The 17,821-nt window shown below is 44.8% G+C and carries 19 protein-coding genes; 6 read left to right on the top strand and 13 right to left on the bottom strand.

Annotated features, from left to right (window positions below; all coding sequences use genetic code 11):
* Positions 1-11: 11 nt before the first annotated feature.
* Positions 12-806, bottom strand: a complete 795-nt coding sequence (locus TRESADRAFT_RS14570; protein WP_002706733.1) for a class I SAM-dependent methyltransferase — start codon at positions 804-806, stop codon at positions 12-14.
* Between the two features lie 452 nt (positions 807-1,258).
* Positions 1,259-2,578, bottom strand: coding sequence for a phosphopyruvate hydratase (gene eno / locus TRESADRAFT_RS14565; RefSeq protein WP_002706731.1), 1,320 nt, complete (start codon positions 2,576-2,578; stop codon positions 1,259-1,261).
* Between the two features lie 174 nt (positions 2,579-2,752).
* Between eno and TRESADRAFT_RS14560 the strand changes: the two genes are divergently transcribed.
* The 4 genes from TRESADRAFT_RS14560 (at position 2,753) to TRESADRAFT_RS14545 (ending at position 6,167) form a co-directional block, all read left to right on the top strand.
* Positions 2,753-3,364 carry a TetR/AcrR family transcriptional regulator gene (locus TRESADRAFT_RS14560; protein ID WP_002706729.1) on the top strand — a complete coding sequence of 204 codons (612 nt, stop codon included), beginning with the start codon at positions 2,753-2,755 and terminating at the stop codon, positions 3,362-3,364.
* 69 nt (positions 3,365-3,433) lie between these two features.
* Entirely contained in the window at positions 3,434-3,670 is a 237-nt protein-coding gene (locus tag TRESADRAFT_RS14555; RefSeq protein ID WP_002706726.1) for a hypothetical protein, read from the top strand.
* Between the two features lie 90 nt (positions 3,671-3,760).
* On the top strand, positions 3,761-5,854 hold the full coding sequence (locus tag TRESADRAFT_RS14550; RefSeq protein ID WP_002706724.1) for a heavy metal translocating P-type ATPase: 2,094 nt from the start codon (positions 3,761-3,763) through the stop codon (positions 5,852-5,854).
* A 10-nt stretch (positions 5,855-5,864) separates the two neighbouring features.
* Complete coding sequence (locus tag TRESADRAFT_RS14545; protein WP_002706723.1) at positions 5,865-6,167, top strand: HMA2 domain-containing protein; 303 nt, start codon at positions 5,865-5,867, stop codon at positions 6,165-6,167.
* Between the two features lie 115 nt (positions 6,168-6,282).
* Here TRESADRAFT_RS14545 and TRESADRAFT_RS15480 read toward each other — a convergent pair whose 3' ends face one another.
* The 11 genes from TRESADRAFT_RS15480 to TRESADRAFT_RS14490 all read right to left on the bottom strand — a co-directional run bounded on the left by TRESADRAFT_RS15480 (position 6,283) and on the right by TRESADRAFT_RS14490 (position 16,357).
* Entirely contained in the window at positions 6,283-7,062 is a 780-nt protein-coding gene (locus TRESADRAFT_RS15480; RefSeq protein ID WP_002706721.1) for an NADase-type glycan-binding domain-containing protein, read from the bottom strand.
* A gap of 141 nt (positions 7,063-7,203) precedes the next feature.
* Positions 7,204-8,568 (bottom strand): RNA-guided endonuclease TnpB family protein, encoded by a 1,365-nt coding sequence (locus TRESADRAFT_RS14535; RefSeq protein ID WP_002706719.1) that lies wholly within the window; start codon positions 8,566-8,568, stop codon positions 7,204-7,206.
* Positions 8,569-9,152: 584 nt separating this feature from the next.
* Positions 9,153-9,578, bottom strand: coding sequence for a hypothetical protein (locus TRESADRAFT_RS14530; RefSeq protein ID WP_002706718.1), 426 nt, complete (start codon positions 9,576-9,578; stop codon positions 9,153-9,155).
* A gap of 247 nt (positions 9,579-9,825) precedes the next feature.
* The gene (locus TRESADRAFT_RS14525; protein WP_002706716.1) at positions 9,826-10,149 is read right to left on the bottom strand and encodes a type II toxin-antitoxin system RelE family toxin; all 324 of its coding nucleotides are present in this window, start codon (positions 10,147-10,149) and stop codon (positions 9,826-9,828) included.
* A gap of 2 nt (positions 10,150-10,151) precedes the next feature.
* On the bottom strand, positions 10,152-10,403 hold the full coding sequence (locus TRESADRAFT_RS14520) for a type II toxin-antitoxin system Phd/YefM family antitoxin (protein ID WP_245534363.1): 252 nt from the start codon (positions 10,401-10,403) through the stop codon (positions 10,152-10,154).
* 645 nt (positions 10,404-11,048) lie between these two features.
* The gene (locus tag TRESADRAFT_RS14515; protein WP_002706710.1) at positions 11,049-11,753 is read right to left on the bottom strand and encodes a DUF4405 domain-containing protein; all 705 of its coding nucleotides are present in this window, start codon (positions 11,751-11,753) and stop codon (positions 11,049-11,051) included.
* 41 nt (positions 11,754-11,794) lie between these two features.
* A complete protein-coding gene (locus TRESADRAFT_RS14510) occupies positions 11,795-12,322 on the bottom strand; it encodes a flavodoxin (protein ID WP_002706709.1) in 528 nt (175 codons plus the stop codon).
* A gap of 13 nt (positions 12,323-12,335) precedes the next feature.
* Positions 12,336-13,091, bottom strand: a complete 756-nt coding sequence (locus TRESADRAFT_RS16645; protein ID WP_002706708.1) for a carboxymuconolactone decarboxylase family protein — start codon at positions 13,089-13,091, stop codon at positions 12,336-12,338.
* Between the two features lie 17 nt (positions 13,092-13,108).
* Complete coding sequence (locus TRESADRAFT_RS14500) at positions 13,109-14,869, bottom strand: 1-deoxy-D-xylulose-5-phosphate synthase (RefSeq protein ID WP_002706706.1); 1,761 nt, start codon at positions 14,867-14,869, stop codon at positions 13,109-13,111.
* Positions 14,870-14,906: 37 nt separating this feature from the next.
* A complete protein-coding gene (locus tag TRESADRAFT_RS14495; protein ID WP_002706704.1) occupies positions 14,907-15,881 on the bottom strand; it encodes an aldo/keto reductase in 975 nt (324 codons plus the stop codon).
* 5 nt (positions 15,882-15,886) lie between these two features.
* Complete coding sequence (locus TRESADRAFT_RS14490; protein ID WP_174320788.1) at positions 15,887-16,357, bottom strand: cyclophilin-like fold protein; 471 nt, start codon at positions 16,355-16,357, stop codon at positions 15,887-15,889.
* Between the two features lie 243 nt (positions 16,358-16,600).
* On the opposite strand from TRESADRAFT_RS14490, the gene TRESADRAFT_RS14480 reads away from it, so the two are divergent.
* Positions 16,601-17,239 carry a TetR/AcrR family transcriptional regulator gene (locus tag TRESADRAFT_RS14480; RefSeq protein ID WP_040843324.1) on the top strand — a complete coding sequence of 213 codons (639 nt, stop codon included), beginning with the start codon at positions 16,601-16,603 and terminating at the stop codon, positions 17,237-17,239.
* 156 nt (positions 17,240-17,395) lie between these two features.
* The gene (locus tag TRESADRAFT_RS14475; RefSeq protein ID WP_002706692.1) at positions 17,396-17,782 is read left to right on the top strand and encodes a hypothetical protein; all 387 of its coding nucleotides are present in this window, start codon (positions 17,396-17,398) and stop codon (positions 17,780-17,782) included.
* Positions 17,783-17,821: the final 39 nt, after the last annotated feature.

Genomic DNA, 17,821 nt, shown 5'->3' with positions numbered 1-17,821 from the left:
TCCTCCCCTTCCTACCACTCAAAAACAGCCCAGCGGTCGTTCATTTTTGGAAGCAGTTTTGCGAAAAGCCAGCCGCCGAACGAGTGCTTTTTCATCTCTTCGTTAAAACTGTGCTCTTCAACAAAACGGATTCCCTCGCACAAATCCGCGATTTCCTGTCCGCTCCAAGTGCCGCTTTTAAAGACCGCATTCGTATTCTTTACCGTGTCGTGATATTTTTGATTTTTGACCATGAGGGGATTATTCTGCTCCGCAATCAACGTTCCGGTCGGGAAATTTTCTTTGAGAACGGAAAGCAGTTTTTTGATTTCATCAAAAGTAAGATACATGAAAAGACCTTCGGCAAGGAAAAGCACTTTTGAATTTGTCTTTTTGATTTCAGAAAGGACTCTCTCGCACCAGCCGTTTTCAAGCACGCTCCCCGAAATCATTTCCTCGCGCTCCCGCTTTGGAAAAACTTTCTTCCGAACTTCGATTGAATCGGGCAAATCAAGGTCGAACCAGAAAATCGAGCCGTTATCCACGCGGGAAAATCGGTTGTCAAATCCGCAGGCCATATTCACGATTACCGCCGACGGATTTTTCGCGACAAAATCATTTACCATGCGGTCGAGCATTACTGTGCGGGCAATAACTCCCTCGTGGGACATGAATTTGTCAAAGGGTTTTGTGTCGATTCCGAGCGTCTTTATCATCTCCACAGCCACTTCATCACGGACGCGGGGATTTTTTCGCAGCGTTTCGTTCGCCTTAATCGCAACAGGAATCAGCGCCGTTGTTTCTATATCACCAAGATTTATATTCATTTTTTTTAAATCCTCCCTTTTTGTTAGTTCCAGCTAACTGTATAACAGCGTTATATCATTGTCAATAAAAACCAAATTTCCCAAAAATCTACAAAACCGTGCGTTCACACTCACTTTTGATTTTTCAAAAGTGCTAGGATTTAGAAACAAAGATTCTGGACTTTCGTTCAAGATGGAAGCCGGTCTTTAGAAATGGGACTGGCGTATTTTGTTTGAAGTTTTGCCCAAGCGTTCAATCTCATTACGGCATTTCTTTTGGGCGACGTTCTGCGACTTCCGATTTTCATGGACACGCTCGGCACGGTTGTCGTCGTGTTCTATGCGGGGCTTGTTTCTGGCATGGCTGTAGAGTGAGCTTGTAAGGCTACTGGAAGAGGGAGGAGAACGCGGAATAAAAAAGGCGGATGACGAGTTTTTTAGCCCGCCATTCGCCATCTTGAAAAATGCGCTTGCTATTTCAGTTTCTTGTAGCCGTAAACAGCGCTTTCGCCGAGTTCTTCCTCAATGCGAAGAAGCTGGTTGTACTTTGCCATGCGGTCAGTGCGGCTCATTGAGCCCGTCTTAATCTGACCGCTGTTCGTTGCGACCGCGATGTCCGCGATTGTGGTGTCCTCGGTCTCGCCTGAGCGGTGGCTCGTTACCGTCGTGTAGCCGTGTCGGTGCGCCATCTCGATAGCCTCGAGCGTCTCGGTGAGAGAGCCAATCTGATTGACCTTGATGAGAATCGCGTTTCCCGCTCCGAGCTTGATGCCTTTTTCGAGGAACTTCACGTTTGTTACGAAAAGGTCATCGCCGACGAGCTGACAGCGCTCTCCGATGCGCTCCGTGAGCTTCTTCCAGCCTTCCCAGTCGTTCTCGTCGAGTCCGTCTTCGATTGAGTCAATCGGATACTTCGTGATGAGCTCCTCAAGGTAGGCAATCTGCTCGTCGTCGCTCAAACACTTTCCGTTCGGGTCTTTCGGCGTGCCGTTTGAAAGCTCTTTGTAGTTGTAGAAGAACTTGCCGTCTTTTTCGACGCTGAACTCGCTTGCGGCGCAGTCCATCGCGATTTTCACGTCTTCGCCTGGCTTGTAGCCCGCGTCGCTGATTGCCTGAACGATTGAGTCGAGCGCGTCGTTAATGCCGTCGAACTTCGGGGCAAAACCGCCCTCATCACCGACTGCCGTAGAAAGTCCGCGCTTTTTCAGGAGCTTTGCAAGTGCGTGAAACACTTCTGCTCCCATACGAATTGCTTCCTTTTCTGTTTTTGCGCCGACAGGACGAATCATGAACTCCTGAAAGGCGATAGGTGCGTCAGAGTGCGCTCCTCCGTTGATGATGTTCATCATCGGGACAGGCAGAACGTGAGCGTTTGCGCCTCCGATGTAGCGATAAAGCGGAATGTTGAGCGCCTTTGCCGCAGCCTGCGCCGTCGCGAGCGAAACACCAAGAATAGCGTTTGCGCCGAGTTTGCTCTTTGTCGCTGTTCCGTCGAGCGCGAGCATTTTCATGTCGATTGCGCGCTGCTCAAACACGTTGTCGCCCTTGAGCGCTGGTGCGATGATTTTGTTAACGTTGTCCACGGCTTTGAGAACGCCTTTTCCGCCATAGCGCGCCTTGTCGCCGTCGCGAAGCTCAAGCGCCTCGTTCTCGCCGGTGCTTGCTCCAGACGGAACTGCCGCACGACCTAAGACGCCGTTTTCAAGAATCACGTCGACTTCAACAGTCGGGTTTCCGCGTGAATCAATGATTTCGCGTCCGATAACATTTGCGATTGCACATTTATTCAGCATTTTTTAAACCTCCAAAACGTTTTCACTTTTGCCGGGTTGTCTTCCCGACATTATAGTTAGTCACAACTAACAAAAGTTGTTATACCCTCCCCGTTCTTTTCTGTCAAGCGAGGAATTGTGCAGTTTCAGAGCTGCATACTTTTATAAAATCTTTCCATGCCGCATAATTCCGTCATGGCAGAAAACACTTTGCAGAAAATCCACGAGATTGCGGTTGCCGAATTCCTGGAAAAAGGATTCCGCGGGGCGTCTCTTCGGGAAATCGTCAAAAAAGCAGGCGTCACGACGGGCGCGTTTTACGGATACTACAAAAGCAAGGAGGAGCTTTTTTCGGCACTCGTGAAGCCGCACGCCGATTGCGTCGCGAATCTTTTCGGCGGACTTATCGAGCAGTTCAAGAACCTTCCGAAATCCGAGTGGGCGGATAACATGGCGACGTTCTCCAAAAAAGGAATCGTTCAGATTTACGAATACGCGTGGAAGCACAAGGACGCGTTCCGCCTCATACTGAACGCGAGCGAGGGAACGGTCTTCGAGAATTTCGTCCACGATATGGTCGAAAAGGAAATCGAAATCACGCACATTTTTTACCGGGAGATGGAAGCGCAGGGATACGAGCCGTATGCGTTCGAGCCGACGCTTGAGCACACGATTGTCTCGGGCGAATTCTCCGCGCTTTTCGAGCTTATCATCCACGACATCCCGTTCGAGGAAGGACTGAAATGCGCCGATAAAATCCACGACTTCTACGAGGCGGGCTGGCAGAGCGTTCTCAAATTGAATTGACCTAAATCGCGACTTTATGATATAACGCTGCTATCTATATTTATAACATTGTTATTCCGAGGTGAGATTATGACTTTTTCAAACAAATGGGTTGCTTTTGGTGTCGGCGTTGTGGCAGGTGCTGCAATTGTTTCACTCGTCAGAACTCCCGCATTCAAAAAAGCGTGCGCGGCTGTCGTCGGAAAAGGCTTGCAGCTCAAAGACGATGCGTGCGCGTTCGCTGAATCCGTAAAGGAAGATGCCGAGGACATCGTTGCCGAGGCAAAATACAACAACGCGAAAAAAGCCGAAGAAGCAAAAGCATAAAAAATATCATTCCGAAAATACGATGATGCCGGGCCATGCTTTTCAAAAAAGCCGTTCGGCATGACAAAAACGCTTTCTGAGGACTAATCCGTGACCGTCACAATCCATCACGCGCTTCCGGGAAGACTCCGCGTCCATTACGATATACGCGAAATCACTCCCCGGCAGGCGATTCTCGCGCAGAGCCTTATCGCCGTTCAGGAAGGGATAACCGACATTTCTGTGAACACGAACATCGGCTCATATCTGATTCTGTTCGACTCCTCCATTATTTCGCAGGCGGAAATCAAAAACCTGTTCAAAGCCCTCGGTCCGAAGTATCTTGACGACGAAAAACTGCTCGAAGCCGTCTCGCAGATTCCGATTACGGAAAGCATAACGAGCATTTTCATCGGCACGATGATAAACCACTTCGCGAAGAAACTGCTTCCCCTCCCCCTCCGAAAGCTGCTGCTCTTCATGAACATCGTCCCGCGCGTCGGCTCTGCGTTGGGAATGTGCTTCAGGCACGGGAACATTTTCAGCACGCAGATGCTCGACGCGACGGCTCTTACAACGGCGGCATTCACCGGCAACACGAACACGGCAAGTTCGATTTCCATGCTGCTGAACCTCGGCGAACAGATTGAGGAAGTCACCAAGCGCGTCTCATACGGAAATCTCGCCCACAAGCTGCTGATTTCCGACGAGCCGGTGCACATTCTCGAAAACGGCGAGGAAAAGACGATTCCTGCCGACGCGCTCAAGAAGGACGATTTGGTCATCGTCCGCGAGGGAAGCATGATTCCGTGCGACGGAACGGTCGAGCGCGGCGAGGGAATGGTCAACCAGGCGAGCATCACGGGCGAAAGCCTTCCGGTTGATAAAAAAGCGGGCAGCGGCGTCTTTGCCGGCACGATTCTGAGCGAGGGCGAACTTGTAATCCGCACGCGGACGACCGGCCGCGACACGAAAGTCCACAATATCATCAAGATGATTGACAACTCGCAGAATTTGAAGGCGAACGCGCAGCGGCGTTCGGAAAATCTTGCGGAGAAAATCGTCCCGCTCAATTTCGCGCTTGCCGGAATCACCTGGCTTTTCACGCGGAATCTCACCAAAACGATGTCGACGCTGATGGTCGATTATTCGTGCGCGATGAAACTTGCCGCGCCGATTGCAGTTCTTTCCGCGATGAAGGAGGCGGCAGGCTTGGGAATCAGCGTGAAGGGCGGAAAATATCTTGAGGAAGCCGCCGAAGCGACGACGATAATCTTCGACAAGACGGGAACTCTCACTTTTGCAAACCCGAAAGTCGAGAAAATCCACGCGATGAAAGAATACGGCGAGGATTTCGTACTTCAAACGGCGGCATGCCTTGAGGAGCATTTTCCGCATCCGCTCGGGCGGGCTGTCGTCTCGCTTGCGGAAGAGCGCGGGCTGCTCCATCCAGAAAACCACACGAAAGTCGAATACATCGTCGCGCACGGAATCGCCTCGACTTTGGACGGGAAAAAAGTGCGCATCGGAAGCGCGCATTTCATTTTCGACGACGAGAAAATTCCGTTCGACGAAAAAGTCCGCGACATTCAGGAAGAATCCGCGAAAAACGGCGAGTCGCTCCTGTATCTTTCCTATGACGGGGAGCTTGCCGGCGTGCTTACTATCGGCGACCCCGTTCGCCCGGAAGCACGGGAAGTCGTTCAAAATCTCAGGAAAACGGGAATCAAGCGGTGCGTGATGATTACGGGCGACACCGAAGGCGCGGCAAAGAAAATCGCGGAAAGCGCGGGGCTTGACGGCTATTATTCGCAGGCGCTGCCAGAAGACAAAGTGTCGCTCATCAAAAAGGAAAAGGCGGGCGGAAAAGTCATCATGCTCGGCGACGGAATAAACGACGCGCCAGCTTTGAGTGCGGCGGACGTCGGAATCGCAATCGAGGGAAGTTCCTCAATCGCGAGCGACACCGCGGACATCGTCTTGAGCGAGGGCGGACTTTCCTCTGTGGCGGCGACGCGCATTCTGGCGCAGGGGCTGATTCGGAAAATCTCCGCGAACAACGCTTTTATAATAGAAGTGAATTCGGCATTGCTTCTGCTCGGCGTATTCGGGCTGATTAGCCCGCAGCTCGCGGCAATCCTCCACAATTCCGTCACCGTCGGAATCAGCGTGAAGTCGATGCAGCCGATTCTCAAAATACAGTAAGGACGATTTTATGATTACCAGTTTTTTTCCCGGGCGCGTCAGGCTTCGCGCTCCGATTTTCAAGGAAAGCGATTTGGTCGAAAAGGCGCGCGCGCTTCTCCAAAAATCAGATGCCGTAAAAAAAATCGAGACGAACCCGCTCACGGGAAGCGTCCTCATCGAATACAGCCCATCGAAAGTCCCGATGGAAAAGCTTCTGCCGATGCAGGATTTCTTCGCGCGCCTCGCAGCTGAAGCCCAGCATTTCGACGGAAGTGCCGAATGCCGGAAAAAAATCTCCGGTATGCTGGATAAATTGGAAAATTTGTTTTAGAAAACGTATGCACAGCCACGGTAAAGCGAAATGAAATAGTCAGCACGAACAACAACTCGGCAACCTTTTTTCTTATGGATTTCATTTTCCACTTATTCATTTCTTGAATTCAATTTCAATTTGAAATTTCTGATATGAGAGTATCTTTGTATTTTGTTCCCGGATAAACAGAAAGAATTTGTACTGCAATAAATGTATTTGATTTCTGCAGTTCATACGAATCAAGTTTTTTGTAGTATCCGACATCAATTTCGTTATATTCGCCCAAATCGAGAGGCTGCCAGCCGTTAATGTCTTTTAATGTGAGTTTTTTTTCACCGATGACCTTCATTTTATAATTTGGACCGTTTACAGATTGCCCGACTATTTCACCCTGAATTATAAATACTTTGATATCTTTTGGACGGTTATTTGTTTCCCATGTTTTCTGGCTTTTACCAAAGCCACTCCAAATTCTCACAGGTCTTTTTACATCGACCCAAGCTATAACAACTTCGCCGATTCCATCGCCTTCAACGCCTTCGCACCAGGCCGTATCTGTTTTTCCGTCAAAACATTTTCCAGGTCCATACATTTCTGTCCATGTGTCATAGCGATATTGATTTGCCCAATCAATTTCGTATTCGTCCCATGAATCGCCGTTTTCATCTTTTTCATAGGGCTGCAATTTTTTAGGCGGATTTCCTTCCGCAGCTAGCCATGAACTTGCAAGAACCGCATCATTTTCTCCGCCAAAGCAGGAAATGTATTCTTTTTCAAGGACATCGCCGACCTTCATATTCTTAAGTGAAAGATTCCAGTCTGACTGTTTTAACGCGCCTTTTGGCCAAAGCTGCGCGAATGTAAAACTGCTAAACAGCGATAAAATCAAAATGCAGATAATAGATTTTTTCATTTTTTCTCCAGCGCCCCAAGTAACGGGCATCCGCCCAATTTTCTGTCGGCTTTGAAAATTTGTTATTACAGAATCATTTCAATTCAATGTAATGAGGAATCGGAATTATCCCCTCACGCACTTTATATTAACAAAAAAATGTTAAAGCGTGAGAACATTCTGACCGTCGCCGGTCAAATTTTCTGCTTCATCGGATGCTCCAATTTGCAACGCAAGCGTTGCTAAATCTTCTACACCCTCCACAGACCTAAATTCGGACACTCCTTGCCCTACTGTTTTTATTGCGTTCATTTTGAGATTGATGGCTGCGTTTACATCACGAATGTGCTCTGCTCCACATTCAGGGCAAATCCAAGAACGAATATTTAAATTCTTTGTAATCGGATTCTTGAATCCACAACAATGGCAAATCTGACTTGAAGCAAAGAATCTATCTGCCTTTACAATCTGACAGTTGTTTTCGTTTAGGGATGCTTTCCACAACAGTTTATTTGTGAAATTTCCCCACGAAGCGTCTCCGTAATTCTTTGCGTTTCGACTAAACTTCATCATTCCTTTCAAGTTCAAGTCTTCAATTCCGATGACTTGATAAGTTGAAACTAGGCGTTTTGTTTCTTTTTCAATCCAATCATTACGACATTCTGCAATGTAATGTTCCATACGAGCAACTTTTACACGAGCTTTTTCACGATTGTTTGAGCCAACTTGCTTACGCATGAGTCGTCTTTGAAGTTTAGTAAGTTTTTTGAGATTTGCCTGCTTCTGAGCAACATAGCCAAAATCTTTTCCGGATGAACCATCCGAATTTATGTAAAAATCTGCTGGACTAAAATCTAATCCGATGGCTTGGTTTTCGTCGCCTTCATAGATTTTCTTTTTATGACAGTATTCTCTTTCAAAAAGCAATACTGCATAATACTCGTTCGCAGGTTTTTTTCGTATTGTTATTGATTTGAGTTCGACTTCCCCTCGAAGGAAGAAGTCTAACTTGCCTTTTTTGTTTCCACTGTGTCGGAATTTCACCAACCCCAATTTAGGAACTTTGATTTTTCTTTCGTTCCAATTTAATGCTTTTTCAGACGGATTACACTCTCTGTAGCTGAAATCGTTTGATTTTTTCGACTTAAACTTCGGTTTGCCAACTTTTGCACCGGCTCGATTGCCTTTGATTGAAGAAAAGAAATTTTTGTAAGCAACTTCCGCAAACATTGTTGCTGAACATAATGCTTGGGCTGAAACTTCTGTCATATATGGGAATTTTGCTTTCATTTCTTTTTCTGTACTGAAATGGGCTTTCTTCCAAAGTTCTTTTTGCTTATTTTTGTCGGATTCGTTTTTGATTACATTCTGATAGAACTCGTTTCGTTCAAACAACCGATTATTATAAATCTGACGGCAGCAGCCAAAAGTTTTGTTGATAAGGATTTCCTGCTCTTTGGTAGGGTATATTCGTAATTTTAATGCTCGGTGCTGTTTTTCAGCATTTACTACTAATTTATTCATCATAATCAATACTTTCCTTATTGGTTGTGCTAGAGGATAATCGGGATTGCCGTCCTGATTACCTTCGTTTTATGTATATAATTAGTGGATTTTTTTATCGTTTTGTTACTTTATGTCGCTAAGCAAAAGCCATCAGATTACATTGTTAATACCCAGATTGACAAAAAAAAGAAGATTGTGTAATAATCCGTTTTGGATGGGGTGCTGGACTGATGGGACTATCCTGAAGCAGGAAAGCAGCAATCTTATAGATTCGAGGTTGCCTTTTGGAGTTTCACTCTTGTTTTCCGCCCATCCTCAAATAAGACAAAATCTCCTTCTTTTATCTTTTTGTATATATCATCTACGTTTTGAAAACTTATGAGTTTTGGTTTTGATGTATCCTGTAAAGAAACAAACCTGCGGTTCATTCTATTTGATTGCTTTTTGAGTGCGTTTGTCCGCCTAACAACGGGTTGTACCGCAGCGGGCTTGACCCGCTGTCGGCTACGAACCTTTGTTATACGTTCTTCTTCAGATGGATTTCCTGTTCCATCAACCAGATTTCTTTTATTTCTTATTATAATTAATAATTACGGGACGTTATACTAAACATTGTGATTTTTTTCATTTGACTCTGTCCCTTTTATCTGATTTTCTCCATCCTCAACCTTTTTAATCAATTTCATTCCTTCTAAATCAAGAACAAACAAAATAAGGATTAGTGATGCGGGAAGGATACCGCCTAAGGCTCCCAAAATTATAAGTCCGTAAGCGGGATCATCATACCCGTCTGCTAAAACCCTAAACAATCCGTTTATAAAAAGAAGAAAGAACGGAAGATTTATAAATCCTGCTGTAAGTCTGACTACTGCTCTCGGAAGATTTTTTGCATAAAACTGATGAACTCCAAATCCTCCGTAAAGAACGAGAAACAGATAGTAAAGCCATTCTTTTGGTTTATTTTTATTACAGAGGGAAAAAATCACACTACCAATTCCAATCAGATAGTAAAGTCCAAGAACAATCATCATACATCAGCCTCCTAAATCTAGTTCAAAGGAACATAACCAGTTTTTCTATGAGTTCGGTTGATGACCCTCCAAAAATTTCGGATCCTTATACCTGTTCAATGCCAATATCAATTCCTATTGATATAAATAAGCGACGTATGTCGCGTACTTACTTTCGCTTCCAGCCCAGTGGGCTGTGCGTATAACAACTGGTTGTACCGCACGCAGCTTGACTGCCTGTCGGATTTGAAAACAGTGTTATGTGTTCTTACTTCACCTCTTCTTTTCTTTCCCCAACAGTTTTATATATCTGTAAATTTTCTATTTTTCCAATACCCCAGATTTCTACAATTTCTATTTTTTCTGGTGTCAAAAGGCGATATACAATTCTTATGCTAGTCCCACAGGCGTACAATTTATAAAATCCTGTTAAATCTACGTTGTCTTTATTTTCTAAAGGAAGTCCACACAATGGGTTCTGTGAAAGTTTATCAATTTTTTTATTTACATCTTTTTTCACGCTTCCATCAAGTTTTTTATAGTCTTCAACAGCTTCAGGAATAAATTTTATTTCATACTTTTTCTCTTCCATAACTATTCTTCCCGAATTGAATCCCAACTTACTGATTTAGAAGCATCATAATTTTTCATTCTGTTTTTTACTGTTTCTGATATTTCCATCCTTTCAAAAATATTTTCAAGAGTGGAGAGATATTCGTATTTTTCAAAAGGAATCATTACTGCTTCCATTGCATTATTTTTTAGAATAAAAACAGTTTCTTTATTTTCTGAAATGTTTCGTACAGTCTGAGTTAATGATTTCTGAAGCTTTGTAATTGGCATCATCTGACTTGTTTCTACTAACATATTATCACCTCGCATATATATTATAATATATAGTTTTATATATAGTCAAATATATAATTTAAAGTAAGAAAAAAGCACAGCTTGATTCGAAGTTTTCATCATCGGCTAATTAAAATAAGCTAATATGCAGATTGCAAAAAAGATATTAATCAGGAACAAGAACACACTTAGGATACAAGTGCTTCCATTTATAATATAAAATTTTTTACCACCATAGAAATGCATGAACACTTTCAACAAAAAACAAACCAGTGAAGACACAAATGTGTAGATGCATACGCCCCCAAACACAAGGCATACTAAAGCAAAGCACAAGTTCACAAGGCGACCATCAGAACAACGATCCAGAATAAAAAGAAACACATCAAAGGCAAGAATTGAAAATAGAATGTAAAGATTAATCTTTAAGAATCGCATAACAGCCTCTTAATAATAACTGACATCATTTTTCATACTTTTTTTACCTTTCGTTGCCACTGGCAATCCACATAACAACTGGTTTAAACTGAAACGCGGCTTGACCCGCTGTCGGCTACGAACCTTTGTTATGTGTTTTTATTTTATCATAGCAAGTACGTATAATTCAGAACCATTTTCTGGAGCACCTGAGATTTATTGTCGCGCTTATCTATTCTTCTTCTGAAGAATTTTATTCAGGCAGTGGCTGGCTGTCGCAAACAAGACGATAATCGAAATATAGTCCACGGCAAACAGAAAATATCCGCGCTCCAAATCAAGAAAGAAGAACTGCTGCTGCAGAATCAGATATTTCCAGACTCCGCGCGCGATGAAGGCGTAAATGCCGTAAAGACAGGCGAGCGAGAAGAAAATGCGGAAGATAATTTTGCGGGCTGACTTTTTCGAGCTGCTTTCTTCTTCAAAATTCCCATTTTCGGCTTCTCTTTTCTGCTTTATCCTGTTCGCAATCATCCCCACATGAAGACCGATATGCAGCGCCATAAAAAGAAAATACCAATGGCTTGAAAGAAGATGCGCGGTTCGTGCAAAGCCAAGGTCGCTTTCAATTTTCAAAAATGAAAAAACGTGGTTTGAAAGAATGATTCCGCTAATCATCAAAAAAACTGCGCAAATCAAGATGCCTATATTTATCGATGTCTGCATTATACGATAGGGATTGTATTTCCCGCGGAAGATTGCACCAAACCAGCGGCGATTCAGTGCAAAATGCACAGCCCAAAGCACGAGCAGAGCCACGCCCAAAATTTCGTGCACAATATCGCTTGGGAACATGTAAGCTCCGCCCATGAGAATTACAGAAAGGATTGTCATTGCAATGTCGATGGGCATTCTGATTTTGTTCGCGTTCATTTTCGTACCACTCCGTTTTCTTTCAAATGCTTTTTTGCGTCTTACTTGAGCAAGCCATCAACATACTTCTTAATATCTGAGCCACTGCCACGGGTAAAATCTTTGCCACCTTTAAAGTCTGCGCCTTTTGCAAATTTTGACAAATCACTTCCGCTCCTGCCAAGTTTACTTCCGCCGCTTGTGCAAAGGGTAATAAGTTTTTTGCCCGACCAGTTTTGGCTTTCAACAAACGTGTAGACGATTTTCGGCGCGTACGCCCACCAGATTGGATAGCACAAAACTACCGTGTCGTAGCCAGAGATGTCGATTTTATTTGCTATGGCAGGTCTGCTCTTCGGGTCGTTGCATTCGATTGTAGAAAGCGATTTTTTGTTGTGCCAGTTCAAATCCGCATCGGTGTATTTGTGTACCGGCTGAATCTCAATTACATCTGCTCCGAGTGCTTGCGCCGCGTTTTTTGCCATGCGCTCGGTTGTTCCTGTCGCGCTAAAATAAACAACCGCAGTTTTTGCAAATGTTCCCGCCAAAATAAAACCTCCGAATAAAAGTGTAAGAATTTGCTTTTTCATAATATTTCCTCCATTAATTTAATTTTCCGTAATCTTCATCGCTCACCGGCTCGCACCAGGTCGTACTTCCTTCTTCCGCCGGAATCTCCAGTGCAAGATGGCTGAACCATGAGTCTTTTGCCGCTCCGTGCCAGTGCTTTACGCCAGCTCTAATGTTCACCACGCTTCCGGGAAGCAGTTCGACGGCCTCTTTTCCCTCTTCCTGATACCAGCCGCGGCCACCAACACAGATAAGCATTTGTCCGCCACCTGATTTTGCATTGTGGATGTGCCAGTTATTGCGGCAACCAGGCTCAAAAGTTACATTGAAAACCGGAATCTGCTCTTTGGAAATCTGAGCAAGGTAGCTTTGTCCCACAAAATATTTTCCATATGGGTTTGGCTCTCCAATCGAGAAGAAAATTGAATTCTGGTAGCGGTCTTTTTCGTTTGTGGCAGGCTCATTTTCCTTCCAGACTTCCTTTGCCAGACGGAATACTGCCCAGCCTTTTGGCCAGCCTGTGTACATTGTAGCATGTGTGATGATTGCGGCGATTTCTTCTTTTGTTACGCCGTTTTTCTTTGCATTTTGCAAATGGTATGTGAGGGAAGAATCAGTGATTCCGCTTGCCATGAGCGACACCACTGTTATGATGCACTTTGTTTTTATATCGATTGCCTCTGCGTTCCATACTTCGCCGAAGAGAACATCGTCGTTCAGGTGAGCGAACATCGGAGCAAAATCCCCGAGCTGCTCTCGACCTGCTGTCTGTGTAATTTTCTCTGCCATATTTGTCTCCTTGTTTCCTATAAAAGAGATTTGATGTCTTTTACAATCTGTTCTGTAGACATTCCACATTCGCGCAAAAGTTCATCGGGATTGTAGCGGTCGTAGAATTGCTTTTTAAGACCGTAGTTTTTTACCAGCATTTTGTTTGGTCCATAGAACGAAGCGATTTTTTGACCGAATCCGCCTTCAAGGATTCCGTCTTCAAGCGTAAGGACAAGCTGATGATTCTTTTCAAGACCATGCAGAAGTTCTTCGTCCAGGCCTGTGGCGAAACGAGGATTTATCAGGGTAGGTGTGAATCCACATTTTTCTTTGATTGCAGAGGCAACTTCCTCTCCTTTCTGGAAAAAGTCTCCGAGGGCGAGGATGGCAACTTTTTCTCCCTGCTTTTCAATCTTGTAGCGGTTCAATACGCTGTAGTCTTTGTCTGCAGGGCGGTGGCTCACGGCATTGCCGGGAATCAGAATGAGGACAGGATTTTCCTTCTGCTTTGAATCCAGGCTCCAATCCAGCATGGAAATGTACTCTTCCGCGCTAGAAGGGCAGAGCACCACCAGATTCGGAATATTTGTAAAGGCTGCAAGACCGAATATGCCCAAATGCGTTACATCTGTAAGTCCGTCAAAGGATGAATAATTCATAAGCATGGTAACAGGCGTTTTGTTGATGCACACGTCCTGGGAAATCTGGTCGTAGGCTCTCTGTAGGAATGTCATGTTGGTCACAACAAGAGGTTTTGCACCACTGCGAGCAATTCCCGACGCAATAGCAACAGCCGCTTCTTCGGCAATTCCGGTGTCGATGTATTGTCCGCCAAGTTCAGAGCGTTCCTTTGGACCAAGGCCCACAGACATCGGCATTGCAGGAGTTACCACTACAAAATCCTTGTCCTTTTTGGCTTTTTCTACTATATATTGGCTCGTCATGCCAAAATACGATTCACCGCTTCCAAAATTTACTGTCGGCTTTCCGGTTGCGCGGTCAAAAGGCATGCACCAGTGCCAGCTTTCCTTGTCCTTTTCCGCCAGCTCATAGCCCTTGCCTTTCTGTGTGTGAATGTGAACCACAACAGGACGATTTGAGTCACGGACTTTCTCAAAAACCGCAATCAATGAAGAAATGTCGTTTCCCTTTTCCTCGTAGATGTAGTCCAAGCCCCACGCCCTGAACATATTGTTTTCTGCCTTGCCGTTAGAGTCGCGAAGAGCTTTAAGATTCTTGTAGATTCCACCGTGGTTTTCGGCGATTGCCTGTTCGTTGTCGTTCACAACCACAATGAAATTTGAATTAAGTTCGCTTCCTGCAACGCTCAAGGCTTCCAGTGCCTCGCCGCCAGAAAGAGAGCCGTCTCCAATAATAGCAACGATATTTTCTTTTTTGCCGAGGATGTCTCTTCCCTTTGCAAGCCCCAAAGCCAACGCAATCGACGTGGAAGTGTGCCCGATGTTGAAAAAGTCGTGTTCGCTCTCATCTGGATTTGTATAGCCGGAATCTTCAGAAAAGCGGCTGTCGTCAAAGTAGCCGGCCTTTCGACCTGTGAGCATTTTATGCGCATAAGATTGGTGGGAAACGTCAAAGACGAATTTGTCGTTCGGAGAATCGAAAACATAATGAAGAGCGATTGTCGCTTCTACAAAGCCGAAGTTCGGCCCGAAATGTCCGCCGATTTTTGTAAGGCGGTTGAAAAGCCCTTCGCGGATTTCACCTGCCACAGTTTCCAGTTCCGAAACAGAACAGTTCTTTAAATCCTTTGGTGAATTAATCTTGTCCAAAATCATAAAAAATCTCCTTATGCTAAGTTTATTACCAGTTTTCTTAACGCCGCCCTGTATCTAGCGCGGCAAGTTTTTTCATTTCGTTCTCAGTCAGTTCAAAATCCCAGACATCAAAGTTTTCCGCAATGTGGGCTGGGTTTGAACTTCCTGGAATTGCCATATAGCCCGCCTGCAAATGCCAGCGGACGATGATTTGTGCGGCAGTTTTACCGTGGGCTCGGGCGATATCCAGCACAGCCGGGTTTTGCAGATGCTCTTTTGTGTGCCCCCGACCGCCGAATGGATAATAGCTTTCTATATAAATGCCTTTTTTGCTTGCCCAATCCCGCAAAGAATTATTCTGATATTTCAAGTGGTTTTCGTTTTGAATGACTGCCGGCGGAATCTCAAAATCGTTTATAAAATGTGAAACAGTTTTTTCGGTATAAAAATTTGAGATTCCAATAGAACGAATCTTGCCATCCTTAACTCCTCGAATCATCGCCTTGTAAACTGCGTCGTCGCCAGAGGCTGAACCGTGCTGATGAAGAAGAACAAGGTCGATGTAAGAAAGCCCAAGTTTTTGCAGAGAGTCGTCAATATCCTTGTCTGGAGAATTGCTCCAGGGCACGAGTTTTGTGGTAACAAAGATTTCTTCCCGCTTGCAGATTCCTTCTTTTATAGCACGTCGGATTGCATTTCCAACTTCACTCTCGTTGCCATAGTAGCGCGCTGTGTCAATCAGGCGATACCCGCTTTTTAGCGCAGCATATACGGCATTTTCACAAGTCTCGCCTGTAAGCGTCCAAGTACCAAGTCCAAGAATTGGCATATTGAAACCCGAATTTAGTTGGATTGTATCAGCGAGTTTTTGCTTGTCAAAAACTCTGGAAGCACGCTCCTGCGTGCGACGCATTTCATAACCGGAATTCAATTCCACATTCATTGAAAGCTTTTTCATGGGATTTTCCTTTGCCAAAACAAAATCTGTCATTAACAATGCCGCCAAAATCAAAAAAGTTTTTTTCAAAAGCATTTTCGCTATTCCTTTATCAAAAATACCGCCGTAACATCGCCCTTTCCAAGAATCTGCTTCAGCTCGGCCTGTGTTTTGCCGTCGACCCGCCCAAGCCGTGTGAAGTTCCAGCTGTTTTTGTCGTAGTAAATCGTAATCTGATTCCCCTGATACAGAATAATGTCGCCAGCGCTCGTTGTAATTTGAGTGTCGTTTCGAGGAAGCGTTTTTCCGAGCGAGCCGACTTTCTCAAAATTGCCGTAATCGTGCATTGAAATCGTTACAGACCCTTTTTTCAAAAGCTCGTAAAACGCCACAGCCGAAGAATTGTCGGTCAGGCTGGCGGAGAGAGTGTGATTTCCGCTTTCGCTTGTGATTTCAATCTGGATTTTCATTGTGGCTTCTCCTTTTTCTGTTGATGATTTATTATTCCCGCCTGCACAGGCTGTCATGGTAAAGAAGCCCAGCAGAGCAAAAATCGAAATAATTTTTTTCATTGTTTTCTCCATATTTTTCAGGGCGTTCGGCGTTCGCTTTGCGCACTTCGCTAACGCTCATCCTCCTCGCTTCGCTGCGGTGGACCGCTTCGCGGGTGCTCCAATCCCTAACGCAGTTTAGTAACATAATGTCACTTAACTAAAATGTATGCCATCTTTTGTGACTTGTCAATACTAAAATCTTATTTTAGTGACAAAAAGTTGCTTATTGCATAAATCCCGCCGCTGTGCTATTCTGCTTTTATGCCAAATTATATCCGCGCGCGAAGCGACGAACACAAAGAAGAGCGACTTTCTCAAATCAAAGAGGCAACGGCAGAACTTTTTCAAAACGCCCCTTACACCGAAATTACGCTCACCACAATTGCAGAAAAACTGGGCTGGTCACGGGCAAACCTTTACAAATACGTTACAACTAAAGAAGAAATCTTTTTGGAAATCGCTGCTGAAAAAATGAATGCCTATTACGGCTCTCTGCTTTCGGCTTTTCCGGAAGGCAATAATTTTTCTATTGAAGTGATTTCAGAAGTCTGGGCAGGAATCTTAAATGCCAATCAGGATTATATGCGTTATGTTTCTTACCTTAACCCGGTAATAGAAACGAATGTTACGGTGGAACGGCTCGCCGCCTTTAAGAAAAAATATTATGAGCTTGCCTACGCTTTCCGCGACAGACTTTCAAAAATGCTAAAAATCAGTCAGGAAGTTGCCTACAAAATTCAGCTGGACGTTCTTTTTTACGCCTCGTCCAATGCGGTCTGCTGCTACAAAAATCCGCTGGTTCAGGAAGCCCTCAAGCAAATCAACATCTCTCCGCCGCCAATGGATTTTTACAAAGATATGAAGGACTTTCTCAAGATGCGTCTGGAGTGGAAAGCGTGAACAATTTTTCATGGCAGCAGTTGAAATCCTCATTTCCGGCAGCTTGAATTCGACGGTCTTCATCTTCCGGATTATCTCGCCTTTTGGCATCTGTTTTCCGCTGCTTCGACAATCTTTCAGCAAGAAGAACGGCGAACCTTTGACGAGCATTACGAAATGCTTGCAAAAGACGAGGCGGAGCAGGCAAAACTCACGCCAACTCCCGAATGGCTAAAGCCGATTGTTGCCGAAGACGAAATTATGACAATCGCAACCATGAACAAAGGCGATACGGCCTTCCTCGTCACAGGAGACGCAAACCGAAACAAAGTGCAGGTCATGCCCGGCGGCGGATTCGTCACAACGGAAATCAAGCTCCCTAAGAACTGGAACGAGCTTGTCGCTCCTTTGGGCTACCAGCCGATTGAAAATTTCTATCTGAAAGCGAATTTTAACACTGACGAAGGTAAAAAGACGGATGCGACAAACAAAAGCAAAAAGCAGCCGACTGCGGAAAAAAGGCCAAAACAACCGAAAAAGCCCGTAACTTTGAAGAAAAAGTGACAAAATCACAGAAAATAATAACAATTCTGTGCTAGAACA

This window comes from Treponema saccharophilum DSM 2985, from assembly GCF_000255555.1.
GTDB lineage: Bacteria > Spirochaetota > Spirochaetia > Treponematales > Treponemataceae > Treponema_D > Treponema_D saccharophilum.
Note: the sequence above shows the minus strand (reverse complement) of the source record. Positions and strands in the feature narration are given on the sequence as shown.

What these genes read in the sequence shown, in the direction of transcription:
- TRESADRAFT_RS14570 (WP_002706733.1), bottom strand. Translation starts at nt 806, where the DNA reads ATGAATATAAATCTTGGTGATATAGAAACAACGGCGCTGATTCCTGTT.
- eno (WP_002706731.1), bottom strand. Translation starts at nt 2,578, where the DNA reads ATGCTGAATAAATGTGCAATCGCAAATGTTATCGGACGCGAAATCATT.
- TRESADRAFT_RS14560 (WP_002706729.1), top strand. Translation starts at nt 2,753, where the DNA reads ATGGCAGAAAACACTTTGCAGAAAATCCACGAGATTGCGGTTGCCGAA.
- TRESADRAFT_RS14555 (WP_002706726.1), top strand. Translation starts at nt 3,434, where the DNA reads ATGACTTTTTCAAACAAATGGGTTGCTTTTGGTGTCGGCGTTGTGGCA.
- TRESADRAFT_RS14545 (WP_002706723.1), top strand. Translation starts at nt 5,865, where the DNA reads ATGATTACCAGTTTTTTTCCCGGGCGCGTCAGGCTTCGCGCTCCGATT.
- TRESADRAFT_RS15480 (WP_002706721.1), bottom strand. Translation starts at nt 7,062, where the DNA reads ATGAAAAAATCTATTATCTGCATTTTGATTTTATCGCTGTTTAGCAGT.
- TRESADRAFT_RS14535 (WP_002706719.1), bottom strand. Translation starts at nt 8,568, where the DNA reads ATGATGAATAAATTAGTAGTAAATGCTGAAAAACAGCACCGAGCATTA.
- TRESADRAFT_RS14530 (WP_002706718.1), bottom strand. Translation starts at nt 9,578, where the DNA reads ATGATGATTGTTCTTGGACTTTACTATCTGATTGGAATTGGTAGTGTG.
- TRESADRAFT_RS14525 (WP_002706716.1), bottom strand. Translation starts at nt 10,149, where the DNA reads ATGGAAGAGAAAAAGTATGAAATAAAATTTATTCCTGAAGCTGTTGAA.
- TRESADRAFT_RS14520 (WP_245534363.1), bottom strand. Translation starts at nt 10,403, where the DNA reads ATGATGCCAATTACAAAGCTTCAGAAATCATTAACTCAGACTGTACGA.
- TRESADRAFT_RS14515 (WP_002706710.1), bottom strand. Translation starts at nt 11,753, where the DNA reads ATGAACGCGAACAAAATCAGAATGCCCATCGACATTGCAATGACAATC.
- TRESADRAFT_RS14510 (WP_002706709.1), bottom strand. Translation starts at nt 12,322, where the DNA reads ATGAAAAAGCAAATTCTTACACTTTTATTCGGAGGTTTTATTTTGGCG.
- TRESADRAFT_RS16645 (WP_002706708.1), bottom strand. Translation starts at nt 13,091, where the DNA reads ATGGCAGAGAAAATTACACAGACAGCAGGTCGAGAGCAGCTCGGGGAT.
- TRESADRAFT_RS14500 (WP_002706706.1), bottom strand. Translation starts at nt 14,869, where the DNA reads ATGATTTTGGACAAGATTAATTCACCAAAGGATTTAAAGAACTGTTCT.
- TRESADRAFT_RS14495 (WP_002706704.1), bottom strand. Translation starts at nt 15,881, where the DNA reads ATGCTTTTGAAAAAAACTTTTTTGATTTTGGCGGCATTGTTAATGACA.
- TRESADRAFT_RS14490 (WP_174320788.1), bottom strand. Translation starts at nt 16,357, where the DNA reads ATGAAAAAAATTATTTCGATTTTTGCTCTGCTGGGCTTCTTTACCATG.
- TRESADRAFT_RS14480 (WP_040843324.1), top strand. Translation starts at nt 16,601, where the DNA reads ATGCCAAATTATATCCGCGCGCGAAGCGACGAACACAAAGAAGAGCGA.
- TRESADRAFT_RS14475 (WP_002706692.1), top strand. Translation starts at nt 17,396, where the DNA reads ATGCTTGCAAAAGACGAGGCGGAGCAGGCAAAACTCACGCCAACTCCC.